Here is a 25,542-nt window from a genome sequence, read left to right as displayed (position 1 = left end):
TTCCTCGCCTGGAAGAAACTAATGCGTAAATGGAGTGAGGAGGTGGCAATGATGTCCAAACCGATGCTCTGTCCCGTTTGCAAATCAAATCGCATGCGTTTTACGATCATTCAGCAGACTCCGCATTACGTGCGGCTTGATCCGCAATCGGGAGAGGTGGTGGCCGAGCTTGTGCCCGAGCAGCTCGATGCGTTCCACCAGCCGTACAAAGGCGATGCGTACATGATTCAGTGCGGCGTTTGCGGTACGGTCGAGTCGGAAGAGAGATTTGTGAAAATGGCGCAGCACATGCAGCGCCAATAAGCGAAACAGGCACCCCCGCTTATGGGAAGGGTGCCTGTTTTTGTGTGGCGGCCGCTCGTTTTAACGGCAGAAAATATGTTTCCCGATCTTTTTGATTTGCGGTCTGGTCCAGATCCATCCCGAGGTCGCGGTGTCGGGGTTGAAATAGTACGTTGCGCCGTCCGAGGGGTCCCAGCCATTCAATGCGTCTCGCACCGCTCTGCTGGCAGTCTCGTTCGGAGTCAGCCAAATTTGTCCGTCTGCTACAGCAGTAAAGGCGCGCGGTTCAAAGATGACTCCCGCAGGCGTGTTCGGGAAAGAGGGGTTTCGGGTCCGGTTCAAAATAACGGCAGCTACGGCGACTTGTCCGATGTAAGGTTCGCCGCGTGCTTCCCCGTATACGGCATTGGCCATCAGCCGCAGGTCGTTGTCGGAAATATTGGCGGCGTGCCGCGTGTTTTGCGCCGGAGCGGGCGCGGGTGACGGCGTTGGTGTGGCAGGAGCCCGGGACGTTTGCGGCACTCCCAGATCCTCAGCTGTCGGACGATAGTTTTTTGTAGCATTGTACAGCTTCAGCTTCGATTTGGGTCCGAGAATACCATCGACTTTCATGCCGAATTCATACTGGAAGTTGCGCAGTGCCCAGTAGGAGCGCCAGCCGAACTTTCCATCCACGTCTCCCGTGTAGAAGCCCAGATGCTTGAGGCGATACTGCATCTCGCGAACATCCGAACCTTGTGCGCCTACTTTGACAATTTGCTTGCTGAATACTTGCGAGCTAACTGGCCGCCACGCAATTGCCGCCGTGGCAATCAAGGAAGCGACAATAAGCATTACCCCCAGCCATTTGACAGGCTGTTTCATACGATGTTTCCTCCTTTGATGGTGACGCCCTGACATTCGGATTTTCGACGAAACATACAGCCATTGACGAGCATGTCAGGTACGGGCATCTGTATCTTACCTGTAGATTTCCCTGGTTTCTTTTCTTTTTTCCGGGAAATATCTGGATACAAGAGGGAAAAAGCACACAAGAAAATAACTTTTAAGCCCAAGCAGTGATTGCTTATAATGAACGTATCAGAAGTAGACACACCGAATCGGCTGAGGAGGAGGGCGTCCGGATGGAGGACAGAATCGGGGAAATCAGGGTAGCAGACAATGTCGTAGCGGCAGTGGCTGGCGTTGCAGCAGCAAAGATAGAGCAAGTGACACTGCGTTCGGGGGCGTTTTACCAGGATTGGGCGAAGAAACTCAATGGCGGAGCAAAAGGCATACATGTCGCGGTTGCAGATGGACAGGTCGTCATCGGGATGCGTGTCAGCGTAAAGTACGGGACGCCGATTCACCGTGTATGCCATCTGCTTCAGGAGCAGGTAAAGGACAGTGTGGAGGAGATCACCGGTTTGGTCGTGGAAGCAGTGGACGTCTATGTCGAGGCTGTTGACTTATAAAAAAACGGAGCTTTCGCGAAAGCTCCGTTTTTGTTTTGGTGCGTCTTGCTGTTGCAGCACATGGTCTTTATTCCATTACGCAGAAAACGGCTGTTTTTGCAAATGCTCTTCGATTTTTTGCCTGCTCACTTCGCGCGAGACAGAGAGCAAAATCCCGGTGCCGATCATGCAGACGACCAAGGATGATCCGCCGTAGCTGATAAACGGAAGCGGGACCCCGGTCAAAGGAATCGTCCCGGTGACACCACCGATATTGATCAACGCTTGCAGCGCAATCATGCTGACGATGCCGATTCCGACCAGACTGGCAAAGGTGTCCTTGACACGCAGGCAAATATGCACGCCGCGCAGCAAAAACAGCATGTAGACAAGCAAAAACAAAGAGGTGCCGATGAACCCCATCTCTTCGGTAATGATGGCGAAGATAAAATCGGTGTGCGCCTCTGGTAGATACAGGTATTTTTGGATGCTTTTTCCAAAGCCTGTTCCCCATAAACCGCCGTGTGCGATGGCGACCCATGACTGGATGATATTGTACCCGGTGTGCAGCGGATCGCTCCAGGGATCAAGGTACGAATAGATCCTGTTAAGCGCGTACTGCTTTGTCGCAATATAGGCGGTCAAAGCAAGGGACACGATGGGGACGCCGATCCCCAGCAGGTGGATAAGCCTTGCACCTCCGCACACCATTACGATGACGCTTGTCCCGAGCAAGATCGCCGCCGTCCCCAAATCCGGCTGCAAGGCGATCAACAGAAAAAACAGACCGGTGATGACAAGCGGGGGCATTAAGCCAGATTTCAGCTTTCGGATGCTGTCTCCTTTTTTGGAAATGATCGCGGCCAGATAGAGAATCAGCCCCAGCTTGGCAAACTCCGCTGGCTGTATGCTTACCCCGCCCAAGCGAAACCAGGATCTCGCTCCGTTGGAAAGATGGCCGATACCCGGGATTATCACCAGCAGCAAGCAAACGAGACAGACCAAAGCAATCAGAAGAAAATTCCGCTTGTAAAATGTAAAGGGAATATTCATCGCGATCAGCATCCCGAAGGCACCGATCAGCAAAAAGCGCAATTGACGCTTCACGAAGTAAAGCTCGTCGCCGTTGCAGTAGCTGCAGCCATGAGCGGTAAAGCTGGTCAAGGCAAAGATGGAGCTGGAACTGAGCACCATGAGAATACCAAAACCGACGATCAATGCCGTCAAAAACAGGAGCAGAAAATCGGGTACCCCCCGTGTTTTCATGTTTGAAAAACTCCCTTCTGCGTAAAACCAAAGAGAGGGAACGCCTATTATGTCGCCATCTAGGTGTAATCAGGCTCTCTGTGACGCGATTCTTAGTGAGAGGAGAGTTTTTCGCTCAGCAGTTGCAGCTTGCTCTTCGCTGTTTTCAGGACCGATTCCGGAATCGGGCTGTCGTAGTCGAAGCCGTGAGGGAACAGATGTCTGCCCATGTACGGTTCTTCGAGCTTCAAGGTAGCGTGCGTGTCTTCCAGTTTTCCTTCGGTCACGTTTGCTTCTACACGGAGGTAGTATACGCTTCCTTTATCTTCAATTTTATAATCGTATGTAGCGTGCCCGTAATCCCAAGCACCACGGTAAAATCCGAGATCGCCCATGTAGTGCTCCAGGTCGGCGAAAAATACTTCTGCGTTGCCAATCCCTGTATCTTTGATAACCATTCTATTTCCTCCTACAAATGGTGAGATTTTCACTTATTAATCATAGTCTCTTTTTGGAAGAAGCGCAATCCATAATCAGCCAGCACAGGTGATGTTCACGTCCTAATTTTTGCATGAGATCAGGTCATCCGGACATACTACTACCGTTTCAGCAGTCAAATGAAGGAGGAGAAAAAGATGGCACAGGTGGAAAACCGCACGTTGCGTGAAATTATGACGAAAGACCTCGCAACGGTGACGCTAAAAGATAATGTGTACGAAGCAGCGTGCAAAATGCGTGACTGGGACGTCGGGATGATCCCGGTCGTCGACGAGAAAAACGATGTGATCGGCGTCATTACCGACCGTGACATCGTCATTCGCGGGCTGGCAGAAAAGCGTGAAGGCTCTGCGGCGATCGAACAGGTGATGACAAAAGACATCGTGCTCGGCAATCCGGAAATGACCGTGGACGAGGCAGCAAAAATTATGGCCAATCACCAGATTCGCCGCCTTCCTGTCGTAGAAAACGGGAAGCTGGTCGGGATTGTCGCGATTGCCGATATGGCAGTGCGCCAGGTGCATCACGACGAAGCCAGTGATGCGATCTATGAAATCTCTCGCCCGAGCATGCATTAACCGGATATTCAGTACCCACCAAAAGCGCGAAAACGTCCTTATCTGGTCGTCGCGCTTTTTCTTGTTGTGATTTTCTTTTGGGCTCATCCCCCTGCTGACATTCGACTAGATCGCTGCATAGGCTAGTAGCGAGAAGGGAAAGGGGGACTCGATGATGGGTCTGTTAGACGGTTTTTTTGATCGGGACAATGATGAGTTGCTGTGGATCATTATTGTTGTGGTCGTGCTTCTCTTTTTGTTTAGTTCCGATCGAGAATAGCTATCGTGATGTATAGACAAAACGACCAGACGATCTCTCGTGCGGGTCGTTTTTTGCGTTGTGTCCGTTTGCCTTGTTGACGGGCAGGCGTTCTTCCTCTACCCTAAAACAGTGCAACGAGGGAAGGGAAGGATGGATGTACAATGAAACGATGGCTTTTGTGTACGCTGCTGGCTGCAGTGATGCTGACAGCTTGCTCAAGCCAGGGACAGCCAGCGCCAAATGGCGAGATGGTGGCAACCGTAAAACGGGTCATAGATGGCGACACGGTCGAACTGGAAAACGGGGAAAGAGTGCGCCTCATCGGTGTGGACACTCCGGAGACCGTAAAACCGAATTCGCCGGTAGAGCCGTACGGCAAAGAAGCCAGTGAATATACGAAAAAGCAACTTACCGGACAAACCGTGACGTTGCGGTTTGATGTGGAACCGCGCGATAAATACGATCGGTTGCTGGCCTATGTATACTTGCCGGACGGTACCTTTTATAACGAACAGCTCGTGCGGGAAGGCTACGCGCGGATTATGACAATCCCGCCAAATGTCGCGTACGCCGACCTGTTCCTGGAGGCGGAACGGGAAGCGCGCGAGAACGACCGGGGGCTGTGGGCACTCGAGGATAGTCCTGTACCTGCCAGCGCAGAAGAAAACAAAAAGCAGGCTCCTGCCGCAGCGCCAGAAGCACCTGAAGGAAAGCCGATCAAAGGGAACATCAACTCGAAAGGGGAGAAGATTTATCACGTGCCAGGCTCCCCCAACTACGACCGAACGATCCCGGAGGAGTGGTTTGCGACCGAAGAGGAGGCACAGGCGGCAGGCTATCGCGCACCCAAACGATAGGCATCGCCAATAGTAATAACGGGCTTGGCCCTGGTTTCGTTTGCAGCAAAAACGAAGCCAGGGCCCTTTGGCGTCGGTAGGCAAAATTCCTTCACCCACTGGTTGCGACACTCATATGGTAATGAGTGAGTAGTCAGATACCTATTTGGGAGGAGGCAAGCGATTTGTACTCGCAAGTACGCGTGTATTATCCGTATGTCAGTCCATTCGACCCATGCCCGCCGTTACGGGCAAAGACGTACCAGGTCAACCCGCAGTTGTTCGTCGGATTCCAACCCGAAAACCAGCCTCAATTTTCGCCGCAAGAGGCCCTGAGAGCGGGGACACTCTGGCCGCTCCTGTACAGCCCATACCACGGCAGAGGAGATCAGGAAGGATTGGAGGGTGCAGAATATGACAAGCGAAAACCGTCCCGTCGATAAGCAGTATTACGAAATGCTGGAGCGCCTGCAAGCTCTTGATTTTGTCCTCGTAGAGCTGAATCTGTACCTGGATACCCACCCCAATGACGCCAATGCGATCGAGCAATACAACCAAACAGCGGAACAGCGCTGGGAATTGGCGCAACAGTTCGAATCTTTGTACGGACCGCTGCTTCACTTTGGACACAGCTACTCAGGCTATCCATGGCAATGGAAAGAAGCTCCGTGGCCGTGGCAAGTATAGGAAGAGAGGAATTGGAAGATGTGGATCTATGAGAAAAAACTGCAATACCCTGTTCGCGTCAGCAAATGCGACCCCCGGATGGCCAAGTATTTGATCGAACAATACGGCGGCGCGGACGGAGAGCTTGCCGCTGCCCTGCGCTACCTCAACCAGCGCTACACCATTCCGGACAAAGTGATCGGGCTGTTGAATGACATTGGTACCGAAGAATTCGTACAGCATAGCTGACAGTGAGGAGGGAGGGATCAGCCCTTGGGGAGTTTGGGGTAGAGCACCAGTGTAAATCGATTGATCGCGTCCGGGTTCCAGCGCCCGCCTTTTTCTTTACGATACGTCGCCTGTTCCACCACTGATTTCAGCAGGGCATTTTTCTTTGCGGGATCATCGGTGTTGTGGTACACCTCGAGGACATGTTCTGCCTTGGGGATCGTTTCCGCCTTTACCGCCACTCGCTTTTGTTCTAGCTGCAGTTCCGCCTCTGTTCGGACGATCGCTTCACGGACATCATCGATCTGCTTGGCAATAGCCTGCGAACGCTCCATAAACACCTCGACCGAGTAGATTTTTCGCTCCAGCAGGTTATGCGCCTCATTTTTTTGGTTGCGCAATTCATCCAGTTTTTTGCGCAGCGACTTCAGCACGTCTGCGTGAGCTGTCAGCTTCATCTGGTCGGCTCGGCTTGTTTTCGGCTGTCTTTCCTTCCACTGTGCTTTGTATGTCTTCAGCCACTCGCCGAGGGAGCGAAGGAATCGTTCCTCGACGATGTGAAAATACGAACTGACATTGGTGCAATCTTGCCTCTGACAGACGATGGATGGCGGGTTTGTACCGCTCGAGTGCCGCAATACCATTGGCCCGCCACACACATCGCAGCGAATCAGTCCGGCGAGGGGATTGGTAATCTTCCCGCGCGGAGCCGGGGCGTGACCGTTCGCTTGCATGATCGTTTGCGCCAGGGCATAAGTAGATTCGTCGATCAGCGGCGCGTGCAACCCTTGTACTTCGACCCACTGGTCACGAGGCTTTCGCGGTCTGCTCTTTCCGTCGCGGCGTTTGACTACAGGTCGGGAACCCCAGCGGACCCGGCCGATGTAGACAGGATTGCGGAGCAGTCCGTTGACGGTAGAGACGGTCCATTTGCTTTTTCGTGCCGTAGGGACTCCGAGATCATTTAAGTGCCTTGCCAAACGCGCGGTACCCATGCGTTTAGCCGGATCGGGGTCCGTGTACAGGGAAAAGATCCATTTCACGATGGGAGCTTGCTCGGGATGAGGCTCCAGCGTCCAGCCTTTGCCCGGCAATTTTACGCGCTCGTAGCCATAGGGCGGCGTGTTCCCGAGATAGCGTCCGTCTCGAACGCCGTCCACTCTGCCGCCTTGCAGCCGTCGTGTAATCGTCTTGAATTCGCGACGAGACATAAACAAGCCAAACTCAAAATACTCCTCATCATCCGGGTTTTGGGGGTCATAGACACGCATAGGTGTGACAATGAGCGTGTTTGAGTATTTGAAAGCATTGGCGACGACCCCCTGATCCATCGTATCCCCGCGTGCCAGACGCTCCACTTCCACTACGAGTACACCGGTCCATCGCTCGTTTTCCACATCTTCGAGCAGCCGAATCATCTCCGGTCGCTCCGAGATTCTTTCCCCGGATGTAGCAGGCTTCTCCCTATAGATTTCCGCGATCGTGATGCCGTTGCGCTTTGAAAGTTCCAGCAAAATCTGCGTATGGCGCTTGTAGGTGTCTTCTTCCCCGCGGGCCTCCGCTTCCAGGTCCATTCGTGATTTTCTGAGATAGGCAGCGTATTTTCCATAAGGGAGCTTATACATGACATTCACCCTCTTTAGTTGAAACGTGGCTGAAATCCGGTATCAGGATGAGTACCATGTATATTCGGGGACAGAGGTTGACTATGCAAAACCCGCCTGATCGTTTTGCCAGCATGAAGGACGCAGTGTCCCGAAATGCGGTCTAGCCCAATGACAAACCGGGGCAGTCCCTACAGCAGCACCGCATATACATCCGACGAAGGGAGTGGGTGTTGTGCGCAAGAAAATCGGAAACCCCAACATCGTGGAAACGTACGTCATCAACGGTTCCACCATCCACATCGCCGACAATTGTATCCGCACCGATCCGGAAGAGATTGAGAAAATCATCGACGACTTGCATGCTCTGGGATGGGAAATACACAAGGAAGCGGAGAACAAGGCCGGTTAAAAGCCGGCTTTGTGGGACAAGCCGTATTACGATTTTTGCTTTCTGGTCCGATATTCAATGAATAGTGGTAGTTCGACACTGGTTGAGAGGATCAATAACGAAGATAGTAAATCAAAGAACGAAAAATGCCCCCGGCAAGGGGCAGTACAGTTTCTCTTACCAAGGGCACATATCTTGTCCCCCTTTAACAGGGATGCACTTGGGTGGTATGGAACCACATGTTTTTGCAGGATAGCATGGGTTAACAGCTAAAGCAGAGCTAGATACAGACATGACCATTGCCACAGAAAAAACAACAGCAAGAAGCTTCTTCATAGTGTCACCTCCTTACTGAAAGTTCTGACAACAATATACCATTAAAGGCAATTTTTGTAAATTCATTTGTCTTGGTAAAATAAGAAGCCCCACCAAAGGTTGAAGTGCACCGTTTAAGGTAGAACATTGGAAAAACCTCTGGGGAAATCCGAAAGCGAGAGGCAAGAAAGAAGTATCCCATTTATAGAAAGAAGAGTTGCGCAACGAACAGGAACTTACGGTTCTCGGAGGATAATTGCAAGTGCTTGGGATCAAAGGCCGTTATTCAACGCAAGCAGGGGAAAAGGGCTGCTAGTAACGAATTTGTAATTTGGGAGGTGATGTTGTTTAATGGGCAAACGCGATTTTCATACAGCTAATGAGGAAAAAAGGATTAAGAGAAATACATTACTAGTAATTACAGGTTTCACTGTATTTTTTTTCAGTGTTGTAGCATATGGGATTTATTGGATGTTCTATGATATGAATAGAATACCCAAGAGTGTAATGATTGAGGAAAAAAGCTCTCCAAATGGTTTTTACACGGTTAGAGCATATTTATCAGATGCCGGGGCAACGACGTCTTATTCAGTGGTTGCGGAATTGATTTTTAACACAGAACACAATAAACCTAAGAATATATATTTTCAAAACAATCAACATTCTGTGGAGATGCATTGGGTAGATAATGATACGGTTGTGATCAACGGAGTCGAACTAAATGTACCTGATGCCGTATATGATTACAGGCGGGAATAAATTTGGACCCCACGTGATTATTCCCATGAATAACTATTGGATTATTCATTCCAAATATCGGGGTTGTTAATCGTTAGATTTTCGCCACGTACCGTGAAATCATAACCGTCTTTTGTACCCGTATACCAATCAACAATGACTAACTTGCCGTTTCCATTACGTACAAGAAACTCTGTAACTTCACCACGACTGCCAACAGTCATGTTCACTTCCGCAGGTAATTTTACATAGAGAAAACCTCCATCCTCATCATCCATATACTTCACTTCCCAAGCGCCAATCTCTACACTTTGCACCTTATCATCATATGGGGCATACACATCAGATTGGGATTGAATTTTCCTTTGCATATACTGTGTAAGGTTTTGGTTATCGATAAATGTATCCAATTCAATATCCGTGCCGTTCCAGACCGCCATGTAATAGTCAGTCAGAGCTTTTACGCACATGTCATAAGCCGTTTCAAAATCCGCTTCAGACAGTCCGCGTTCATCTTTAGCTACATATTCGTATTCGTAGGTATCTTGGAGTACAGGCCCTTCGGTGTCGGGGGTACCTTCTATGTTGTTTGTACCGTATGCACTACAGGAACTCAGCGTAAGCAAGATTATGAACAGATAAACAAACTTCATTGCATTCCCCCCAAATCAATTTTCCAATTTGGTACTGGTAAAGTGTAGACGGATCACGTCATTTTAAAGTTTCTAAATTTGCGCTGGCATGGCAGCGTACCTTTTTTTAGAAATTGGCAGGGGCTGTACAAGTAGCTGAACAGCGGTTCCGCAGGGGTGGGAGTACATTCACCGAAGGCAGTAGTACGACTTCCATGAAAGACTCCCGTGCGGATCAGGGCAGGATTTTCGGTGGCCGGTGGGGAAGGGGGCGTGGTCGGGAGGGCTGGGTGTGGTATTTTTAGCTCACGGTCACTAATTTTTTTGTTCCGGCAACTTTTCCCATGCGACAATAATGAGAGTTGCGATTGGTCCTAAAAGCAAGGAAAGAAAAAACCAGTTCAGTCCGCTGCGGTTTTTGCCTTGTGCCAAACCGGCATTGATGAGCGCCAAGGTTCCCCAACCTACGAAAAATTGATCTTCCATCTCAGTGGCACCTCCGATCCGAATCAATCATAAATTCAATTATATCGAAGAGAATGAAGAATAATAGGTAACATTTTGTGTAAATAAAGAAAAAAACTAACGCCCATAATATACGACGGACATTCGTTTCATGAATCTAGTATTTCGTTTGGTAATAGAAAACGAAACAAAACCAGCTTCCAATTTGAACAAGCATTAATGTTCCAAGGATAAAAACAATTGAAATGCTGACATGGAGAATGGCTGCAAAAAACAGAATATACACGGTAACCAGTGTTACGATCCACGAGGAAGATTTCGCTTTCATTCGGATCATATGATGGCGTTCGTCTAATCCACGTTTTTTCTTTGAAAGTGTGTTGCCAAAATAGAGACAGGATAAGCCAATGGCAAGTCCACCAAGCAAACCAAGCAAAGCATAATATGTGTCGGTCATATATTTTCATCTCCTTCAAAAATAAACAAATCTTCGATAAAACACCCGAAAACCTGGGCAAGCTTATGGGCAAGGATTAAGGAAGCATTGTACTTGCCATTCTCCAAAGATATGATGGTTTGTCTGGACACGCCCACCTTTTCGGACAGCGTATCCTGAGACCAGCCTTGCGCAAGACGTTTTTCACGTATTCGATTCTTCATTGCACACCACCTGTAAAGTCAGCTTTACGTAAAGTGTACTTTACATCGAGAAGTATGTCAAGCTAGCCTTACATCATAAGTTATCAAACATACACATGTAACACATTAGTTAGGGAGGAGTGGACACGGCTGTAAACCGATCTTAAATTGTGGACGTAGTGCGGACGGAAGGAGGAAAGACATGTAATTTTTCTAAATCGAGGGTCTGTCAAGATTTTTGTGTAAACTCAATCAACCGATATATGAAAAGGTTTCATCCCCCTAATTGGGACATCTTTTTCGAAACCAATAGAGTCAAGGGCATAAGGCAAAGCGAACCCTTGACGCATTGGTGGAGAGAAAGCTAATCCCTTCGGGGATGAAGCCGTTCATTTGTTAGCGGATGTACGGCTGTACCCGCTCTTCAAAGAAAACGGATAGCTGTAAGAGAATCTGGCCCCAGTTCTGAACTCGTCCCGTCCACTTTCGCAGAACATCCATGGTTACGAGATATAACATCTTCAAAAGGGCATCATCTGTGGGAAACATGGCTTTTCCTTTTGTCACCTTTCGAAGCTGTCGATGATAATTCTCGATCACGTTCGTTGTATAAATCAGCTTTCGAATTTCTGGAGGATATTTAAAGAAAGTGGCAATCTCGTCCCAGTTATTCCGCCAGGAACGAACCATCAAGGGATATTTACTGCCCCAGGTTTGTTCAAACTGATCGAGTTCTTCCAACGCGGCTTGCTCCGTTGGAGCCTTATAGATAGGTTTTAGCTCGGACGTAATTTTTTTAAGATCCTTATAGGAAACATACTTGATGGAATTTCGGATTTGATGGATGACACATTTCTGAATCTCCGTCTTCGGATAACATGCAGTGATGGCTTCTGTAAAGCCACGAAGATTATCGACGCTTGTAATGAGAATATCCTGGACTCCACGATTTTTCAGTTCATTGAGGACATGTAGCCAGAATTTTGCCGATTCATTCTCCCCAATCCAGATCCCAAGCACATCTTTATGACCGTCAAGGTCAATACCAATAACCATATAGGCGGCTTTATTGACGATAGCTCCGTCCTGTTTTACCTTAAAGTGAATGGCGTCAAGGAAAACAACAGCATAAACCGCTTGCAAGGGGCGATTTTGCCACTCTTTGATCATCGGTACAATCTTATTCGTTACATTCGATATGAGCGTTGATGAGACTTCGATGCCATAGAGCTGCTGCAGATGGTCTTGGATATCGCGTGTGGACACGCCTTTGGCATAGAGGGCGAGAATTTGATCTTCGATCCCTGTAACATTGGATTGATGTTTCTTTACAATGTTCGGTTCAAAATCACCCTCTCGATCTCGAGGGACTTGGATGTCGACATCCCCGTACTCAGAACGGACGGTTTTCTTGCTATACCCATTGCGACTGTTGGTTGTCCGCTTGTTTTTCATGTCATGCTTGGCGTATCCAAGAGAGGACTCGATTTCAGCTTCCAGCATTTCTTGGATTGTGTCTGCGAATAGATCCTTTAACGCTGACTGTACGTCGTCCACTGACTTCATGTTTTTCTCTTTGATCCACTGCTTGATCTGCTCTTTTGACATCATAAAAATCTCCCAACCTTTCTACTCCTAATTGTAGTTTAGAGGTTGAGAGTTTACACAAAATATTTTACAGACTCTAAATCGATCGCTATGTTAATGGATACCATTTACATTTTCTTTTTGAATCTGTTTCTTGTATTTGAGTACACCAATCCAAAAATAACAAAGGTTAAAAGTAAAATAAAACCAATAATAAATAAAACTTGGTTTTCTAACAATTCACTCAATGCTAATACTAATATGCAAAGCTAATACCATACATAATTTTCCCCATAAATTTGCACAAGGCTACTTCATCATATTCAGCCTTTTTATTGTCAGACATTGTATTATAACCTGCAAGTAACGATGCTCCTTTTCCTTTTGATAGGAAGATAGCCAAAATTAAAAAGGGAATTAGGATAACAAAAGTAACAATCGCTCCGTTCACAACAATTACTCCCTTTCTTTTAAAATTGCTTCTTTACTTTAACAGGCGAGGTGCTAATACTTTTACGTTCTGAATGAATCATAGGTTTCATTAACCGGGAATAGAGAGTTGCGAAGAGTAAAAACTCGTATACTGTGAGGTTATGGGATTACATATACTTTCATGGCAGCCTTGCTCATGCTTGCAATAGCGATCAATGGAACCGACAAAAAAGCAAACCACCGGCTAGGGTGGTTTATCGGCCAACTTTTTTCAAGATTTCGTACGGTACCAGTTCTTGAAGATCGATGGCGCTCCTGCTTTCCAGATACGCAGCAATCGCATACATTTTTGCGAAGGTTTGCTGGAGCTCTTCTACATCGTCAATATCGTACTCCGCATAATACAGCTTTGTTAACTCCGTTGCGACGTCGAGTTTATTCCGCTGAATCGGACCATTCGTGACAGTAACCTCCTCTGCCATGCGATTCACCTCCTCGTCTCAATGTTCGGCAATAAGATGGCGGTTCCTTTTTATTTACCCTAAAAACCGCTTCTACGCCTCCAACAGCCTGTCCAGAATAACACCAGATGCTAGCCCTCCTTGTTTGCAACAAGTCTCCAGTAAAGAAACCGGAATGAAACAACGAAGGTACTTTATGGAAGAACATTCACACCTCAGTATAACATCGCGGGCCTTCACACCATAAACTATACGTCAAGTATCATTGTCAACTACGCTGTACCGAAGAATTCGCCCACCTGGAAATGATCGCGACCATGGTGTACAAACTGACCAAAGATGCGACGCCGGAGCAACTGAAGGAAGCCGGATTGGGCGATCATTACGCCAACCATGACAAGGCATTGTTCTACCATAATGCAAGCGGAGTGCCCTGGACGGCTGCCTATATTCAAGCGAAAGGCGATCCCATCGCGGATCTCTACGAGGACATCGCTGCCGAGGAAAAAGCGCGGGCGACGTATCAATGGCTGATCGATATGACCGACGACGTCGATCTGCAGGATAGCCTCAAGTTCCTGCGCGAGCGGGAAATCGTCCACTCGCTGCGGTTCCGGGAAGCGGTGGAAATCCTGAAAGAGGATCAGCAGCGGAAGAAATTTTTCTGATACTACGACGCGACGGAAGGGGAATGAAGCCAGCAGGTTTCGGGAAAAATGAGGATGACTGATTGTGGTAAGAAAGGAGTCCTCCCATGAAATCCCGACGTCAATTCCTGTACCGTTTGCTGATCGTGATCGGCATTGCGGCTGCGGTGGAAAGTGTACTGTACGCCAACCGCGACACCTCGGAAACAGCTGCCCCTTCGGCTGTGATCCAGGCAGAGCAAACCCCGACATTGGAAGTGAAGCACACCTTGCAGCAGGACGACCTGCACTTGCAACTGACCGTACAGCATTTTTCCTTCTCGCTCGAAAACATGGGCAAGGAAAACAAGGCTGGAGAAGGACACGTCCATCTCTACCTGGACGGAAAGAAAGTGGCGAAGGTGTTCGAACCGACCTTTGTACTTAAGGACATTCCTCCTGGAAAACACGAAGTAACGGTGGAATTGGCCCATAACAACCACGAATCGTATGGAGTCCAGCAAAAGCTGCAAATCGAGGTCAAACCGTAATATCCTCCGCAAAACAGAAAAAAGCCGACTTCCCAAGGGCCCAAGGGCTCTTCGAATGTCGGCTTTTCTTGCGACTATGACCGGATGCTAAGTTTAGCGGATGTTGATGCGCACTTGTGCTTGCTGGTCAGGCAAGGCAACGACCAGTGTCGGGTAGGAAATCACTTGTGTTTTCATCGCACCTGCTGCCGGGGCTTTGACCCGAAGCTGCAAAGTGTAGTGATGCGCTCCCGTTTTCTTCACCTGGTCGGCTACGAGACTGTAACCACCGGTTGGGCGTTGACCGGCACTGACGACGACATACGCTTTGCCGTTTGTCCGGACGATCGTATGTCCACCGGATTTTCGCACTTTTTTCAGCGCCTCCTGTACAGCAGGAGGATACGGGGCAGCGACCGTCTCATATGCTGCGCCCTCTTCCGTTACCGTTTCGGATGCGGTAGGATGGGGGGGAGTCAGAGCGTGGTTGACCGGGAAAGCCAACGTGCTGGCCAACAATACGGCAGGCAACATGAGTTTCATATACAACCCTCCATGAATTTGGATTTTCTATACATACAATCGTTCCATTATCTTTCGAAGTAAACGAGGTGACAGGCGTGCGTCTACTGGATGCGCTGGAAAACTTGTCCGAAACGACACAGCAGGCCATCTTGAACGAACAATCGCGCAGGTTCCGTATATCGGACGAGCAGCCGCTAGCGCTGCACCTGACAAATCCACAGCTTCTGCGACAAGTGTGGGAGCAGGCGGAAGAACCGGAGAGAAACGTCATCCGATCCTTTCTGTTCACAGCGACCCGAGGCTTTTTCCGCAGAAAAGAATGGGAGCGGCTAGTCTCCAGGGACGCCTTGCTGCAAGCCGGACTGACCCGGCTGCGCAGACTGGGTATCGTCTTGACCGTACGCAAAATGTGGAGTGAAATCGGGTATCTGATGCCTCAGGAAATTCGCGAGCAGTTCACGCTTTTGCTGCTGCCCGAACCGCAGACGGCATTTGTAACTCCTGACAGCACACTCCCTTATTATAGTACAGCAGGCAGGGGCGGACATCTGGATCTTTTTGGGCTTTTGCTGTACGTGCGCAACAATCCGGTATCCCTGACGCAAAAAGGGGCGATTCATCGGCGGTACCGGCAAAAAATGGCGCCGCTGCTCTCGCTGTCGGATGAACATGTCGAGGGCATTTCGCTCCCTCCTCTCGACCAGGAGGAACGATCTGGACTCGCCTTGACGATCGCGCTCGATATCGCGTGGAAACTGGGGCTGCTGCGTCGTGCTGAGCGCACTGTCGTCCTCGACGAAAGGCGCGTACACGATTGGCTGCATGAGGCCCCGGAGGAGCGGTGGTGGGGGATGTATGAGCTGGTGCAACAACACTACTTGCCGCATGGTGAATGGTGGGACGCCCTGGCTTGTCTGATGAAGCAGGTCCCCCCGGGGCAATGGTGCTCCCTTCAGGCACAACTGCGGATGCTGCGCGACACAGGGTTCGCCGTCCCCGATCTGATGCAGGCCGTCGAGCGCACCCGCCGGGAGTGGCTGCATCTGCTGCTCGGGCTGGGGTGGGTAGAGCTGGGTGAAGCGCAGTCAGGCGACGTCTGGTGGCGGTGGAACCCGCTCAGCCGGGACGCGGAAGAAGGCGGCTGGTACATCGACTCCGCCGGAGAAATCACGATTCCGCCGCTGGTCCCATTGGCGGCGATCTGGCAGATCAGCAGCGTCTGTCCGCTGGAGTTTGACGGACCGTTGATCAAGGGGCATTTGCAGGCAAAAACCGTGCAAGCCTTCTTCTCACGTGGCGGGACAGCCGAACAGGTCATCGGCTGGCTTCGCGCCGGCTGTTTGCACCCTGTGCCCACGTCTGTCGTCGAACTGATCGAGCAATGGGAACGCGGGACTACGCACATCCAGCTGGAACCGGTGTATCTGGTCAGGACGGCGCATCACGGACTGCTCGACGAGTGGAAGGAGATCGCGGACTTCCAGCCTTATTTGACACGCGTGATCTCGCCGAGTGAATGTCTCGTCAGCGTGAGCCAGCACACTGCCTTGGTGGAATTGTTGCGCCGATACGGGTACGAGCCGCACGTCCTCCATCCGACTGCCGATACCCCACGCCAGCAGCAGGACAGAGAAGAAAATTTCTCCATGGAACAGGCTGGGCTTTTTTGCGTAGAACGTCCCTGGGATGGGTACGCTGTGGAAAACACCTTTCCCGAGCAAACGGAAGCCATGCCGCAGATTGCAGCGCTGCCCAAAATCTGGACCCAGCATTTTCAATCGTACCATCCGCAGTCTCTGCGTGATCTGCTCAAACGGGCTGGCGAGCTTCGTCTGGAAGTAGACATCGAGTCTGTCGATCAGACGCGGGTACGCGGCGTGCCTGCGGGCTTGCGGATCGAGATGGGGTACTGGGTCGTCACCTTGGATAGCCAGGGGGGCAAACAGCACTTTCGCCTGGAAACGATACACCGGGTGCGCATTGTCGTCCCGGATTATCTGTACGAAGGAAAAGGAACGTGATACAATCAACAATGTGAACATATGTTTGAAAAAGGAGGTCTCGTCAATGGAATTGTTGGAAACGACAGATACGACCCAACTGATTCTGGAGTCTTATGAACTGTCCTCGATGATCAACCAGTCACGCGAGGTCTCGGAATACTTGCTGGCCAAGCGCCGTATGGAGGAGGACGGGGAAGTAAAGCGTCTGATGTCCCTGTTCGCCAAAAAGAAGGAGCAGTACGAGGATGTGCAGCGTTTCGGGAAATACCATCCCGATTACAACCATATATCGGCAGAAGTCCGCGATCTGAAGCGGACGATTGAATCGATGGAGGTGGTGCAGGCGTTCAAGCAGGCGGAAAACCAGCTGGATGAACTTCTGTACCAGGTGAGCCGGACAATTGCCGACGCCGTCTCCAATTCGATCAAGGTGCCGAGCAACAATCCGTTTTTGGAAGTGAAAAGCAGCGGCTGCGGTTCCGGCGGAAGCTGCGGCTGCAGCGTCAAAAAGCACTAACCGCTCTCGGATTGCCACTCTCAAGCAGAACCGGCAGAGTCTCTGAGCAAAAAGCAGTCGTCGCATAGATTGCCGCAACAAAACTGCTTTTCGTCCGGTACACGAAAGCGAAAGCGGTAGACGTGCCAGCAGTCGTCAGAGCGAACGTAGATACACTCTGGCTTCAGGCGGGTTCCGTGAGACAGGCGTCCTGCTGCCTCCAACAGACATATCGTCAATTCGGGGGCACAGAGCGCACTGTTTACATAGAAAAAGCGTTGGCCGGCATAGGTGCGCCACTTGCTTTGGGCAATTCGCCCGTCACGGTGAAGAGTGTCTTCGAATTGTTGATAAAAGCTAGCAAGCATCTTCCTCAAAATCCTCTCGCATGGATTGTTCAACACATAGTATACATGGTTTGGGAAGGAGATCGACAGCCAAACATGAGAGACCGACGTCTTGGAGTCGCGGTGTGGGTAAAAAACACGCGCACTGCCAAAAATTTACGCAAATTTGGCACCATTCACTACATCTCCAAACGGATGCAATACGTTTCGATGTACGTGGACGCTGACCAGATCGATGAGACCATTCGCATTATGGAAAAGCTTCATTTCGTTACCAAGGTGGAGCGTTCCCATCGCCACGAGATTCCGGTAGAGTACAACAACGCCCGACCGGACAAAGCGAAGGAATACGACTACAAGCAGGAAAAAAATCAGGTAATGGCCCTCGCAGAGACATTGAATGCAGAAGATGACACCCTTTCAAAGGTGGTTTCGACATAAATTGTTGACTGGCTGCCATATTTCGGCAGCTTTTTGCCTTTTCTCAAGCGGGTAGCACATGATATGCTAAAGTGAGTCGTAGAGCTACCAAGGATGAATGCGTTTTCAACAACGCTTGCGGATAGGAGTATGGGAACAGGAAAGGTGGTGGTACAGATGATTCAATTAGACATTAACTGCGACATGGCTGAAGGATTCGGCAGAGGGCGTCAAACAGAGGATTTGGGGATTATGAAATGGATTACCTCTGTGAACATTGCCTGCGGCATGCATGCCGGGGACCCGCATATCATTCGCAGGACGATTGAAGCGGCATTGAAACACAACGTAAAAGTGGGAGCGCATCCCGGCTATCCGGATGTACACGGCTTCGGACGGCGTTCCATGAACTTGAGCGTAAACGAAGTGTACGACCTTGTCTTGTACCAGGTCTCGGCACTTTCCGGAATGACCCGGGCGCTGGGGGGAGAACTCCACCATGTAAAGCTGCACGGCGCCTTGTACAACGAAGCAGCAGAGCGGCCCGAGCTGGCAGAGGCGGTAGTGCAGGCCGTGGCTGATATTGATGAAGAACTGATCCTGTACGCCTTGTCAGGAAGCAAATTGGTCGAGGCGGGCCTGGAGCATGGTCTGCAAGTGGCGGAAGAGGTGTTTGCCGATCGGGCGTACCTTCCGAACGGACGGCTTGCCCCGCGGGAACTGGAAGGCAGCGTGCTGATCAGCAAGGAAGAACAGATGGAGCAGACCAGACAATTGGTGCTGCACCAGCGTGTGTGCACAGTCAATGGAGAGCATATCGCACTTGCCGCCGATACCTTGTGCGTGCATCACGAAAGCTACGATGTCCTGCCGTTTCTCGCCGAGCTGCACCGCTGGGCGAAGCAGCATGGAGTATCGATCGAACCGATCAGTCCGCAATAACATAACAGGTACAAAAAAACGAGCCATGAAGCTCGACCTCGCTACGCGTGCGGTGTCGCTGCTTTATGGCTCGTTGTTGTTTGTGTGCTGCGAGCGGAGCTTTCCCTTGTCCATCACGAGGATCACATCGGCCAGTTTGTGCGCTTCATCCTTGTCGTGGGTAACCATCAAAAACGGGATATTCCACATTTCATGCAGGCGCAGCAATTCGTCCTGGCACTCTCTGCGCGTGTCCGCATCCAGCGCGGACAGCGGCTCGTCGAGAAGCAGGATGTCCGGTTCGGTGGCGAGGGCACGGACGAGAGCGACGCGCTGTTTTTGTCCCCCCGACAGTTGATGAGGGTACTTGTCCAGCAAGTGGTCGATGCCGACTGCTGCGAGCAGCGGTTCCAGCTTCAGCGTCTGTTCGCCGTGACGTCCGTACCAGATGTTGCGCTCGACCGTCATATGTGGAAACAGCGCGTAATCCTGGAATACGTACCCGACGCGGCGCTTTTGCACCGGCAGCGGGTGCTTTCCCTGTTCGTAAAACAGCGTAGCGCCAAGCTGAATCTTCCCTGCGTCCGGGGTGACAAGACCTGCAATGCTGTTGAGAATCGTCGTCTTACCGGATCCGGAAGGGCCGACCAGCGCTGCGATTTCCCGGTCCAGGGAAAAGGTCACGTCGAGCGTAAAATCAGCGAGCTTTTTTTGAATCGAGACGACCAGCATCTCCATCACCTGCCTTTACGGGTTGTTCGTATAGCGGCGCATGTTTCGCCTGCTCCACCAGTTCAGCCAGTAGGTCGTGCCGATGCCCAAGGCGACGATGATGACGACCCAGAAAAGCGCGGTGTCCGTCTGCCCTGCTTCGACTGCGAAGTAGATGGCTACCGGGATCGTATCGGTTTTTCCGGGAATGTAGCCAGCGAGCATCAGCGTGGCGCCAAATTCTCCGAGGCCGCGGGCAAATGACAGCACGAATCCCGCCAACAGACCAGGCCAGGCAAGCGGCAGAGATACAGTCCAAAACAGCCGCCACTCCGATGCGCCCATCGTTCGGGCTGCATCCTCCAGTCGCCGGTCAACGCCGGAAAACGCCGCGACCGCACTCTGGTACATCAATGGGAAAGAGACGACGATGGAGGCGATGACAGCGCCCGCGAGCGAAAATACGACCGTGACGCCAAACCATTCCTCCAGCCATTTGCCGAGGAAACCGTTTTTTCCAAACAGAAACAAAAGCCCAAAACCGACCACGGTAGGGGGCAGTACGAGCGGCAGCAAAAAGAACGACTCCAGGAGATGCTTGCCAAAAAAATGGCGTCTCGTCATCAGGCGCGCGAGCAACAGGCCGAACAAGAAGACGATGGAGGTGGAGATCGCCGCTACCTGCAAGGAGAGCAGCAACGGAGTAACAGGGGTAGACATCTGGTAGCACCTCCACGCGTAATTACGTCACGGAAATCCGAATCGTTGCAAGATTTGTATCCGCTCACTTGCGAAAACGCAAAAACCTCCGCCGCATCAGACAATGACGCGAGGCGGGTATGGTCGCAGGGGTGTGGATCAGCCAAAGCCATCTGCTCCTGTCGTTTCGTGTCAAGTGAACTTCTTTCGTAAAGATAGACAACATTATAGTGGATTCCGCCAAAGAAGCAAAGATCACGCAGCAAAAGCCTAATGATTCCGTGCATTCCGACCGAATACATAAGTAACGTATAGGATGTTATTCCTGTTTTTGTTACAATAAGAAAACGGGTATCAAGCTAAGACGAAAAAACGAACGCTTGCAGCCGAGCGACAAGATTTTGGGGGCTGTTTATGACGAGTTTGCAGAAGACGAGTATACTGGTTTGCGCCACGATTCTGATCCTTTTTGGAACGGTGGGGGTTGTTGTTTTCTGGCCCACGCTGTCCCACTATTTGACGACATCCTCCGTGTTTCCGGCAGAAGAGCAGACCGGGGTGGACCCCTTCTCCTACGATCCGCCACTGCCTTCGTTGGTAAAAGATTTGAACGCTTCGTACACGATTCAGGCAGAACTGCACCCGAGCGAGGCGAGAATTAAAGGGGAGCTGACGCTTGCGTTTGACAATCCCCAGACGACCGATTTGCGGCTATACATATACGATTACAACTGGAATAAGATGTCAATCAAATCCATTCGGTATCAGGACCAGTCCTTGCCGTTCGAACGCAAACTCTCGATGGTAACGCTGGACAACCCTTTCCAGGGGATGGAGCGCGGAGAGCTTGCTATCGAATTTGAGCATCCGGTGCCGCGCAGAGGGACTCGCTATGGCGTCAAGGATGACATCTGGATTTTGACGACCTGGTACCCGATGCTGGGGGCGATGAACCAGCAGGGGGAATGGTACGATCCGCCACTCCGGATTCACTTTGGGGACCCGTTTGTGTATCACTATGCTGATTACGACGTTTCCTTTGTTTCGCCCAAAGGGTATAAATGGGTCAGCTCATGGGGGCTCGGTGAGCAGCGGGAGCTGGATGGCAGCAAGCAGGAAATTCATTACGAAGGCAAGAAGCTGCTTAATTTTGCGCTGGTTGGCAGCCCTCTGTACCAGATCGAGACGATTACGATCGAGCCGGGCTTGCAGGTCGACATCGCCTCTGTGGACAAGCAGAATATCGAACGGATCAAGGTAATCGCCGAGGAAGCATTCCCGGCGTTTGCAGAGTGGTACGGGAATTTGCCGTACCCGCATGTCGCCATCGCCGAGACGAGCCCGGGCACGACGTATGCAATGGAGTACGCCAACATGGCCATTTTCAAGCGGGACATGCATGCCAGCAGTTTGATCGACCACTGGCTGCCGCATGAAATCGCCCACTTGTGGTGGTACAACAGCGTAGCCACGCTGGAAGCGACCCATGGCTGGGTAGACGAAGGAATCGTTGAGCTGAGCGTCGTCCATTATTTGGACGCCCGCTATGGCAGCCAATCTGCGGAGTCGCTGCTCGCCTCTTACCGCAAGGACGTCGACATGCTGCGGCAGAAGTATCCGAACGGAAGTCTGAGCAAAACTTTGCACGATTTCAGGACGGAAGAGGAGTTTCACTGGACCTGGTATTCCAAGGGCGCATTGCTGTTTGACGAGCTGCGCCGTGAAATCGGGGATGAAGCGTACAAGCGCTTTTTGAAACGGGTTCAGCAAAACTACCATGCCCACGTCATCGGTGCGGAGCATCTCGATCAGGCGCTGGGACAAGCATTGCGGGGCAAAGCGCGCTACTTCGTGCCAAATGTCCAGGTGAACAATCAGGCTGCGTTGCAGCCGCTGTCGCTGGAACCGTATGTCACGACGATTTTGAATGATATGAGTTTTTATCCGTCGCTTCCGGCGCGGATGTTGCAAGATACGGTATACGTACCGCTGCGCGAGGTCGGGGAGAAGCTGGGGGCCCGGATTTCCTGGGACGAAAGCAACGATCAAATACTGGTCAGCGCAAACAGCAGGGATGTACGGATCTCAGCTGACAGCCAGGCTGTGACTGTGGACGGCGAGGAAGTGGTACTGGAGAAGCCGATTGTGGAAATCGAGGAGCGCACGATGGTTCCGCTCGCCTTTTTCCAGGATGTGCTGGGCTATACGGTGACTGCCAATTTGGAATTGCGAGAGGTGCGCATATCCCGCTAGCATCCGTGATGGTTGAAATCGGGGCAGACTGGGCAAAATAGTCGTGAGGAACACGCCTCATGTACCAGGGGCAACGTGGTTTCCGTCAGTTTGCAAAAGGAGGGACGAACGATGTCCTTTCAGGAGTATTTGAAGTATCTGACCCGCACGTTTGTCCAATACGTGGAAACACCGAAGGCCGAGCGGCGTCAGCAAAAATCGCCGCGCGAAGCATGGTCCTCACGCTGGTTTGGTGCGATTCCGATGTCGATCAGGCTGTTTTTGCGAAAGTAACCAAGCGCAACCGGATGGAGGGTGCATATGGCAAGAGTAGCAGTGGAACCGTCCCTTTCTTCACAAATTGAAGAAATGCTACGCAACAATGGCTACGATGTGGTGGAGCTGGGAAACTGGCAGCAAATGGTGGATGCGATCGTCATCTCCGGCATGGATGAAAACATCCTGGGCGATTCCAGCCTGAGCCAATCAGGAGCGCCTGTGATCAATGCCGACGGTATGACGCCGCAGGAAGTTTTCCATGAAGTCCACACCCGGCTGTCGCCGACCAGGCACCACTAATCACAGCGTGTACGAGTACACAGCGAAAAGGAAGCTGTACGAGTACACAGCGAAAAGGAAGCTGTACGAGTACACAGCGAAAAGGAAGCTCTCCTGACCGATCAGCCGGCAGGAGAGCTTCTTTCATTGATATGAAATTGCCCGACTTCCTTGGCGTAGGAATAAGGGACGAAGCGCAGACCCTCATCCCAGACGCCGATGTACGGATGCTGATCGTTCCACAGATGCAAGGAGCCGACGACAAAAGGGGCGAGCACCTGGTCATGGTGGAGCGGTACGGTTAGTGTCACGCGCACGTGGCTTTCCGGCTGCTGCCACAACTGGTTCCAGGTGATCGTACTGTTGTCATGCAGCTGGTGCATCCAGCTTATTTGATCGAACGGATCTTGCGTCGTCTGCTCCAGTACACGCGTCTGCGTCAGTTGCTCATCCAGCGTGACGAGGGAATCGGCAGGCAGCTTGTTTATAACGGAAGCGCCGGGGGCAAACATTGCCGGGTATGCTTCGCCTGTCTTGGCATTGACCATCCGGTTTGTCTGTTCGTAAGCCACGAGCCAGTGCGAGGCGAACCCGTCATACACCGGCTCGGCCGACACTTCGACGGGAGCGAAGGCGTCATCGAACAAAATAAATTCACCGACGCCGTACTCCAGCAGGACAAAGCGGGATTGCTGTTTCGGATCAGGGGTTTCCCCGATGACCATATAGCCGACTTGCTTTCCGGATTTGGTAATGCTGACAAGCCACTGGTGCTGATTGGCACCCAGGGTCTGAATCTGCGTGCTGCCGTCCTGCCATTGTTGAAACTGTTTATCTCGTTTGGCGATCGCCTGAATCCACTCGGAAATCTGAGCCTGGAACTGTTTGTCCCAATTTCCTTCCTCCTGTGCCACAACCGGCTGGGCAAGCAGGAAAATGGCGAGCAGGGGCACGAGAAGAGAAGAAAGTCGTCTGGTCACAAGTATCCACCACCTTTTGCAATGGCTTTCTACTCCTATTGTAACCAGCTATGCACAAAAGATTTGTTGCAACTTGTCTTTTTTGTTTCTCATTTTCTCGCTGATCTTTTACATGATTCGTCCAATTCCGGGCGGGGAATGAAGATAAAAGAGTCCACCGTTGATCAGCTCCACCTGAATGCGTGGCTCATACTGCCATCTCAGCTCCTCCATTCGCCGCTTTTTCTCCTCAGCAGGCGTGCTGCTTTTCCACTCCTGCTGGTTGATTTCTTCGCGCGGTGTAACGGGAATGGTATTGGCACGCAAAAAGTCGATGATTCGTCCGCCCTGGGCCCGATGTTCGTCGAGCGTCAGCTTTTCTTCGACAGCTTCCTGTCGGGGGAGCGTCGGTTCGCTTGGCACATCGGCAGAGGGGGGAGCAGAAGCGGAAGGCTCCGGCTCCTGGTTATCGGCTACAGCTTCCTCGCCGCTCTCGCTGCTTTCCTCGTCCGTTTGCTCCCGCAAGGCAAGCTCCTTGTAGTACGCGTCGAGGATGGCCCATTCCTCTTCCAGCCGGGTCCGCGCGCTGTCTGCCCACTGCTGGTCTTCCTGCTGCAGCCGCCGCATCACTTCCTGCTCGGCGATCGCCTGCGCCTGCTGCAGCGTGATCCGGCGGTCGAGGGTGTAGTAATAATCCGGGATCGACGGTGTGAGGGTGAGACGGTAGAGCTGGGAGACGAAGTCATCGACAAGCTGCCGTTCGTGCAGATTGACTCCGAGTGAAAGCATAATGTCTCTTTTTTTGTCGCACAAAAGCGAGATTTTCATGTTCAGGCATAGCCAGGGGACGAGCGGGATCGAGCGCCGTACTCCGACATGCGGCAAAAAGCCGGGGATTTGCTCGTACATGCAGACGAACCTGCCGTGCTTTTTGGTTGACGAAAAAATTTGCTGCATCCTGCCAGCTCCGAGATGCAGATGCTCGGCGCGCAGTCCTTCCGGCATCCGCTCGGGATCGAACGCAAATGTCAAGACGAGCGGCTGGTAGGGCAGATTCATTTTCTCCACCCAGCTCCAGTAAAAAGGACGGTTCCCGATATCTTTGTCGACCTCGACCGGCAGCTTTACGGTGAGGTAATCGGGGTGGGTTTCCACGACGTGAGCGGAGAACGCAGCGAGGTAACGCTCTACGAACTGTCTGATCTGTTGCTGTTGCACGAAGGAACCCTCCTTTCACCTTCACG

General features: G+C 51.3%; 33 protein-coding genes and 2 pseudogenes. 18 read left to right on the top strand and 17 right to left on the bottom strand.

From position 1 onward, the window contains the following. Window positions 1–51 precede the first annotated feature (51 nt). Window positions 52–303, top strand: coding sequence for a hypothetical protein (locus ACAF76_RS12930; protein WP_400163981.1), 252 nt, complete (start codon window positions 52–54; stop codon window positions 301–303). A gap of 60 nt (window positions 304–363) precedes the next feature. On the opposite strand, the gene sleB is transcribed toward ACAF76_RS12930, so the two are convergent. Continuing rightward, window positions 364–1,146: a spore cortex-lytic enzyme gene (gene sleB / locus ACAF76_RS12925; protein ID WP_400163980.1), complete on the bottom strand. Its 783-nt coding sequence runs from the start codon at window positions 1,144–1,146 to the stop codon at window positions 364–366. A gap of 260 nt (window positions 1,147–1,406) precedes the next feature. Between sleB and ACAF76_RS12920 the strand changes: the two genes are divergently transcribed. Continuing rightward, window positions 1,407–1,736 (top strand): Asp23/Gls24 family envelope stress response protein, encoded by a 330-nt coding sequence (locus tag ACAF76_RS12920; RefSeq protein WP_400163979.1) that lies wholly within the window; start codon window positions 1,407–1,409, stop codon window positions 1,734–1,736. A gap of 75 nt (window positions 1,737–1,811) precedes the next feature. On the opposite strand, the gene ftsW is transcribed toward ACAF76_RS12920, so the two are convergent. Together ftsW and ACAF76_RS12910 are read right to left on the bottom strand one after the other, a co-directional pair. Continuing rightward, window positions 1,812–2,981 carry a putative lipid II flippase FtsW gene (ftsW, locus tag ACAF76_RS12915; RefSeq protein WP_400163978.1) on the bottom strand — a complete coding sequence of 390 codons (1,170 nt, stop codon included), beginning with the start codon at window positions 2,979–2,981 and terminating at the stop codon, window positions 1,812–1,814. A gap of 92 nt (window positions 2,982–3,073) precedes the next feature. Continuing rightward, a complete protein-coding gene (locus tag ACAF76_RS12910; protein WP_400163977.1) occupies window positions 3,074–3,418 on the bottom strand; it encodes a YugN family protein in 345 nt (114 codons plus the stop codon). Between the two features lie 177 nt (window positions 3,419–3,595). Between ACAF76_RS12910 and ACAF76_RS12905 the strand changes: the two genes are divergently transcribed. The 5 genes and pseudogenes from ACAF76_RS12905 to ACAF76_RS12885 all read left to right on the top strand — a co-directional run. Further along, on the top strand, window positions 3,596–4,036 hold the full coding sequence (locus tag ACAF76_RS12905; RefSeq protein WP_400163976.1) for a CBS domain-containing protein: 441 nt from the start codon (window positions 3,596–3,598) through the stop codon (window positions 4,034–4,036). 402 nt (window positions 4,037–4,438) lie between these two features. Then, window positions 4,439–5,134, top strand: a complete 696-nt coding sequence (locus tag ACAF76_RS12900) for a thermonuclease family protein (protein WP_400163975.1) — start codon at window positions 4,439–4,441, stop codon at window positions 5,132–5,134. A gap of 164 nt (window positions 5,135–5,298) precedes the next feature. Beyond that, window positions 5,299–5,556 carry a spore coat associated protein CotJA gene (locus ACAF76_RS12895; RefSeq protein WP_400163974.1) on the top strand — a complete coding sequence of 86 codons (258 nt, stop codon included), beginning with the start codon at window positions 5,299–5,301 and terminating at the stop codon, window positions 5,554–5,556. After that, window positions 5,528–5,800 (top strand): spore coat protein CotJB, encoded by a 273-nt coding sequence (locus ACAF76_RS12890; RefSeq protein ID WP_400163973.1) that lies wholly within the window; start codon window positions 5,528–5,530, stop codon window positions 5,798–5,800. Before ACAF76_RS12895 ends, ACAF76_RS12890 begins: the two co-directional genes overlap by 29 nt. Window positions 5,801–5,818: 18 nt before the next feature. Beyond that, window positions 5,819–6,013 (top strand): annotated as a pseudogene (locus tag ACAF76_RS12885) (manganese catalase family protein); the annotation flags it as partial. A 32-nt stretch (window positions 6,014–6,045) separates the two neighbouring features. Here ACAF76_RS12885 and ACAF76_RS12880 read toward each other — a convergent pair. Continuing rightward, on the bottom strand, window positions 6,046–7,632 hold the full coding sequence (locus ACAF76_RS12880; protein ID WP_400163972.1) for a recombinase family protein: 1,587 nt from the start codon (window positions 7,630–7,632) through the stop codon (window positions 6,046–6,048). Window positions 7,633–7,846: 214 nt separating this feature from the next. On the opposite strand from ACAF76_RS12880, the gene ACAF76_RS12875 reads away from it, so the two are divergent. After that, entirely contained in the window at window positions 7,847–8,023 is a 177-nt protein-coding gene (locus tag ACAF76_RS12875; RefSeq protein WP_400163971.1) for a hypothetical protein, read from the top strand. Between the two features lie 645 nt (window positions 8,024–8,668). Then, on the top strand, window positions 8,669–9,076 hold the full coding sequence (locus ACAF76_RS12870; RefSeq protein WP_400163970.1) for a DUF5412 family protein: 408 nt from the start codon (window positions 8,669–8,671) through the stop codon (window positions 9,074–9,076). A gap of 41 nt (window positions 9,077–9,117) precedes the next feature. Here ACAF76_RS12870 and ACAF76_RS12865 read toward each other — a convergent pair whose 3' ends face one another. The 7 genes from ACAF76_RS12865 to ACAF76_RS12835 all read right to left on the bottom strand — a co-directional run bounded on the left by ACAF76_RS12865 (window position 9,118) and on the right by ACAF76_RS12835 (window position 13,292). Continuing rightward, a complete protein-coding gene (locus ACAF76_RS12865) occupies window positions 9,118–9,708 on the bottom strand; it encodes a hypothetical protein (protein ID WP_400163969.1) in 591 nt (196 codons plus the stop codon). 294 nt (window positions 9,709–10,002) lie between these two features. Beyond that, window positions 10,003–10,173 carry a hypothetical protein gene (locus ACAF76_RS12860; RefSeq protein ID WP_400163968.1) on the bottom strand — a complete coding sequence of 57 codons (171 nt, stop codon included), beginning with the start codon at window positions 10,171–10,173 and terminating at the stop codon, window positions 10,003–10,005. A 136-nt stretch (window positions 10,174–10,309) separates the two neighbouring features. Next, a complete protein-coding gene (locus ACAF76_RS12855) occupies window positions 10,310–10,609 on the bottom strand; it encodes a hypothetical protein (RefSeq protein WP_400163967.1) in 300 nt (99 codons plus the stop codon). Further along, a complete protein-coding gene (locus ACAF76_RS12850; RefSeq protein ID WP_400163966.1) occupies window positions 10,606–10,812 on the bottom strand; it encodes a helix-turn-helix transcriptional regulator in 207 nt (68 codons plus the stop codon). Before ACAF76_RS12850 ends, ACAF76_RS12855 begins: the two co-directional genes overlap by 4 nt. Before the next feature lie 375 nt (window positions 10,813–11,187). Further along, on the bottom strand, window positions 11,188–12,402 hold the full coding sequence (locus ACAF76_RS12845) for an IS256 family transposase (RefSeq protein ID WP_421616751.1): 1,215 nt from the start codon (window positions 12,400–12,402) through the stop codon (window positions 11,188–11,190). Window positions 12,403–12,634: 232 nt separating this feature from the next. Then, window positions 12,635–12,829 carry a DUF3784 domain-containing protein gene (locus ACAF76_RS12840; protein ID WP_421616750.1) on the bottom strand — a complete coding sequence of 65 codons (195 nt, stop codon included), beginning with the start codon at window positions 12,827–12,829 and terminating at the stop codon, window positions 12,635–12,637. 235 nt (window positions 12,830–13,064) lie between these two features. Further along, window positions 13,065–13,292: a hypothetical protein gene (locus ACAF76_RS12835; protein ID WP_421616749.1), complete on the bottom strand. Its 228-nt coding sequence runs from the start codon at window positions 13,290–13,292 to the stop codon at window positions 13,065–13,067. A gap of 260 nt (window positions 13,293–13,552) precedes the next feature. Between ACAF76_RS12835 and ACAF76_RS12830 the strand changes: the two are divergent. Both ACAF76_RS12830 and ACAF76_RS12825 read left to right on the top strand, forming a co-directional pair. Next, window positions 13,553–13,939, top strand: a pseudogene (locus ACAF76_RS12830) (manganese catalase family protein); the annotation flags it as partial. Between the two features lie 86 nt (window positions 13,940–14,025). Beyond that, window positions 14,026–14,448 carry a hypothetical protein gene (locus ACAF76_RS12825; protein ID WP_421616748.1) on the top strand — a complete coding sequence of 141 codons (423 nt, stop codon included), beginning with the start codon at window positions 14,026–14,028 and terminating at the stop codon, window positions 14,446–14,448. A gap of 93 nt (window positions 14,449–14,541) precedes the next feature. Here ACAF76_RS12825 and ACAF76_RS12820 read toward each other — a convergent pair whose 3' ends face one another. Further along, complete coding sequence (locus tag ACAF76_RS12820; RefSeq protein ID WP_400163945.1) at window positions 14,542–14,970, bottom strand: protease complex subunit PrcB family protein; 429 nt, start codon at window positions 14,968–14,970, stop codon at window positions 14,542–14,544. A 77-nt stretch (window positions 14,971–15,047) separates the two neighbouring features. On the opposite strand from ACAF76_RS12820, the gene ACAF76_RS12815 reads away from it, so the two are divergent. Next, window positions 15,048–16,973: a hypothetical protein gene (locus ACAF76_RS12815; RefSeq protein WP_400163944.1), complete on the top strand. Its 1,926-nt coding sequence runs from the start codon at window positions 15,048–15,050 to the stop codon at window positions 16,971–16,973. Between the two features lie 46 nt (window positions 16,974–17,019). Further along, window positions 17,020–17,472: a YlbF family regulator gene (locus ACAF76_RS12810; protein WP_400163943.1), complete on the top strand. Its 453-nt coding sequence runs from the start codon at window positions 17,020–17,022 to the stop codon at window positions 17,470–17,472. A 20-nt stretch (window positions 17,473–17,492) separates the two neighbouring features. Here ACAF76_RS12810 and ACAF76_RS12805 read toward each other — a convergent pair whose 3' ends face one another. Next, window positions 17,493–17,819: a hypothetical protein gene (locus ACAF76_RS12805; RefSeq protein ID WP_400163942.1), complete on the bottom strand. Its 327-nt coding sequence runs from the start codon at window positions 17,817–17,819 to the stop codon at window positions 17,493–17,495. 75 nt (window positions 17,820–17,894) lie between these two features. On the opposite strand from ACAF76_RS12805, the gene ACAF76_RS12800 reads away from it, so the two are divergent. Together ACAF76_RS12800 and ACAF76_RS12795 are read left to right on the top strand one after the other, a co-directional pair. Beyond that, window positions 17,895–18,239, top strand: coding sequence for a YlbG family protein (locus ACAF76_RS12800; protein ID WP_400163941.1), 345 nt, complete (start codon window positions 17,895–17,897; stop codon window positions 18,237–18,239). Between the two features lie 156 nt (window positions 18,240–18,395). Further along, window positions 18,396–19,160, top strand: coding sequence for a LamB/YcsF family protein (locus ACAF76_RS12795; RefSeq protein WP_400163940.1), 765 nt, complete (start codon window positions 18,396–18,398; stop codon window positions 19,158–19,160). 63 nt (window positions 19,161–19,223) lie between these two features. Here the strand turns inward: ACAF76_RS12795 and ACAF76_RS12790 are convergent, their stop codons facing one another. Both ACAF76_RS12790 and modB read right to left on the bottom strand, forming a co-directional pair. After that, entirely contained in the window at window positions 19,224–19,871 is a 648-nt protein-coding gene (locus tag ACAF76_RS12790) for an ABC transporter ATP-binding protein (RefSeq protein ID WP_400163939.1), read from the bottom strand. A 15-nt stretch (window positions 19,872–19,886) separates the two neighbouring features. Next, window positions 19,887–20,570, bottom strand: coding sequence for a molybdate ABC transporter permease subunit (modB, locus tag ACAF76_RS12785; protein WP_400163938.1), 684 nt, complete (start codon window positions 20,568–20,570; stop codon window positions 19,887–19,889). Window positions 20,571–20,963: 393 nt separating this feature from the next. On the opposite strand from modB, the gene ACAF76_RS12780 reads away from it, so the two are divergent. The 3 genes from ACAF76_RS12780 (at window position 20,964) to ACAF76_RS12770 (ending at window position 23,360) form a co-directional block, all read left to right on the top strand. Next, entirely contained in the window at window positions 20,964–22,802 is a 1,839-nt protein-coding gene (locus tag ACAF76_RS12780) for a stalk domain-containing protein (protein WP_400163937.1), read from the top strand. 111 nt (window positions 22,803–22,913) lie between these two features. Next, window positions 22,914–23,075 (top strand): YqzE family protein, encoded by a 162-nt coding sequence (locus tag ACAF76_RS12775; protein ID WP_400163936.1) that lies wholly within the window; start codon window positions 22,914–22,916, stop codon window positions 23,073–23,075. Window positions 23,076–23,102: 27 nt separating this feature from the next. Beyond that, a complete protein-coding gene (locus ACAF76_RS12770) occupies window positions 23,103–23,360 on the top strand; it encodes a YkuS family protein (protein WP_400163935.1) in 258 nt (85 codons plus the stop codon). A gap of 101 nt (window positions 23,361–23,461) precedes the next feature. On the opposite strand, the gene ACAF76_RS12765 is transcribed toward ACAF76_RS12770, so the two are convergent. Together ACAF76_RS12765 and ACAF76_RS12760 are read right to left on the bottom strand one after the other, a co-directional pair. Continuing rightward, on the bottom strand, window positions 23,462–24,319 hold the full coding sequence (locus ACAF76_RS12765; protein WP_400163934.1) for a hypothetical protein: 858 nt from the start codon (window positions 24,317–24,319) through the stop codon (window positions 23,462–23,464). Between the two features lie 108 nt (window positions 24,320–24,427). Continuing rightward, a complete protein-coding gene (locus ACAF76_RS12760) occupies window positions 24,428–25,516 on the bottom strand; it encodes a YqhG family protein (RefSeq protein WP_400163933.1) in 1,089 nt (362 codons plus the stop codon). Window positions 25,517–25,542 lie beyond the last annotated feature (26 nt).

Source organism: Brevibacillus sp. TJ4 (assembly GCF_044627595.2).
GTDB lineage: Bacteria > Bacillota > Bacilli > Brevibacillales > Brevibacillaceae > Brevibacillus.
This window is presented reverse-complemented; position numbering and strand designations above follow the sequence as displayed.

What these genes read in the sequence shown, in the direction of transcription:
- sleB (WP_400163980.1), bottom strand. Translation starts at nt 1,146, where the DNA reads ATGAAACAGCCTGTCAAATGGCTGGGGGTAATGCTTATTGTCGCTTCC.
- ACAF76_RS12905 (WP_400163976.1), top strand. Translation starts at nt 3,596, where the DNA reads ATGGCACAGGTGGAAAACCGCACGTTGCGTGAAATTATGACGAAAGAC.
- ACAF76_RS12865 (WP_400163969.1), bottom strand. Translation starts at nt 9,708, where the DNA reads ATGAAGTTTGTTTATCTGTTCATAATCTTGCTTACGCTGAGTTCCTGT.
- ACAF76_RS12880 (WP_400163972.1), bottom strand. Translation starts at nt 7,632, where the DNA reads ATGTATAAGCTCCCTTATGGAAAATACGCTGCCTATCTCAGAAAATCA.
- ACAF76_RS12800 (WP_400163941.1), top strand. Translation starts at nt 17,895, where the DNA reads ATGAGAGACCGACGTCTTGGAGTCGCGGTGTGGGTAAAAAACACGCGC.
- ACAF76_RS12835 (WP_421616749.1), bottom strand. Translation starts at nt 13,292, where the DNA reads ATGGCAGAGGAGGTTACTGTCACGAATGGTCCGATTCAGCGGAATAAA.
- ACAF76_RS12790 (WP_400163939.1), bottom strand. Translation starts at nt 19,871, where the DNA reads ATGCTGGTCGTCTCGATTCAAAAAAAGCTCGCTGATTTTACGCTCGAC.
- ACAF76_RS12805 (WP_400163942.1), bottom strand. Translation starts at nt 17,819, where the DNA reads ATGCTTGCTAGCTTTTATCAACAATTCGAAGACACTCTTCACCGTGAC.
- ACAF76_RS12910 (WP_400163977.1), bottom strand. Translation starts at nt 3,418, where the DNA reads ATGGTTATCAAAGATACAGGGATTGGCAACGCAGAAGTATTTTTCGCC.
- ACAF76_RS12810 (WP_400163943.1), top strand. Translation starts at nt 17,020, where the DNA reads ATGGAATTGTTGGAAACGACAGATACGACCCAACTGATTCTGGAGTCT.
- ACAF76_RS12845 (WP_421616751.1), bottom strand. Translation starts at nt 12,402, where the DNA reads ATGATGTCAAAAGAGCAGATCAAGCAGTGGATCAAAGAGAAAAACATG.
- ACAF76_RS12795 (WP_400163940.1), top strand. Translation starts at nt 18,396, where the DNA reads ATGATTCAATTAGACATTAACTGCGACATGGCTGAAGGATTCGGCAGA.
- ACAF76_RS12780 (WP_400163937.1), top strand. Translation starts at nt 20,964, where the DNA reads ATGACGAGTTTGCAGAAGACGAGTATACTGGTTTGCGCCACGATTCTG.
- ACAF76_RS12775 (WP_400163936.1), top strand. Translation starts at nt 22,914, where the DNA reads ATGTCCTTTCAGGAGTATTTGAAGTATCTGACCCGCACGTTTGTCCAA.
- ACAF76_RS12855 (WP_400163967.1), bottom strand. Translation starts at nt 10,609, where the DNA reads ATGACCGACACATATTATGCTTTGCTTGGTTTGCTTGGTGGACTTGCC.
- modB (WP_400163938.1), bottom strand. Translation starts at nt 20,570, where the DNA reads ATGTCTACCCCTGTTACTCCGTTGCTGCTCTCCTTGCAGGTAGCGGCG.
- ACAF76_RS12870 (WP_400163970.1), top strand. Translation starts at nt 8,669, where the DNA reads ATGGGCAAACGCGATTTTCATACAGCTAATGAGGAAAAAAGGATTAAG.
- ACAF76_RS12825 (WP_421616748.1), top strand. Translation starts at nt 14,026, where the DNA reads ATGAAATCCCGACGTCAATTCCTGTACCGTTTGCTGATCGTGATCGGC.
- ftsW (WP_400163978.1), bottom strand. Translation starts at nt 2,981, where the DNA reads ATGAAAACACGGGGGGTACCCGATTTTCTGCTCCTGTTTTTGACGGCA.
- ACAF76_RS12770 (WP_400163935.1), top strand. Translation starts at nt 23,103, where the DNA reads ATGGCAAGAGTAGCAGTGGAACCGTCCCTTTCTTCACAAATTGAAGAA.
- ACAF76_RS12850 (WP_400163966.1), bottom strand. Translation starts at nt 10,812, where the DNA reads ATGAAGAATCGAATACGTGAAAAACGTCTTGCGCAAGGCTGGTCTCAG.
- ACAF76_RS12890 (WP_400163973.1), top strand. Translation starts at nt 5,528, where the DNA reads ATGACAAGCGAAAACCGTCCCGTCGATAAGCAGTATTACGAAATGCTG.
- ACAF76_RS12920 (WP_400163979.1), top strand. Translation starts at nt 1,407, where the DNA reads ATGGAGGACAGAATCGGGGAAATCAGGGTAGCAGACAATGTCGTAGCG.
- ACAF76_RS12930 (WP_400163981.1), top strand. Translation starts at nt 52, where the DNA reads ATGTCCAAACCGATGCTCTGTCCCGTTTGCAAATCAAATCGCATGCGT.
- ACAF76_RS12900 (WP_400163975.1), top strand. Translation starts at nt 4,439, where the DNA reads ATGAAACGATGGCTTTTGTGTACGCTGCTGGCTGCAGTGATGCTGACA.
- ACAF76_RS12820 (WP_400163945.1), bottom strand. Translation starts at nt 14,970, where the DNA reads ATGAAACTCATGTTGCCTGCCGTATTGTTGGCCAGCACGTTGGCTTTC.
- ACAF76_RS12860 (WP_400163968.1), bottom strand. Translation starts at nt 10,173, where the DNA reads ATGGAAGATCAATTTTTCGTAGGTTGGGGAACCTTGGCGCTCATCAAT.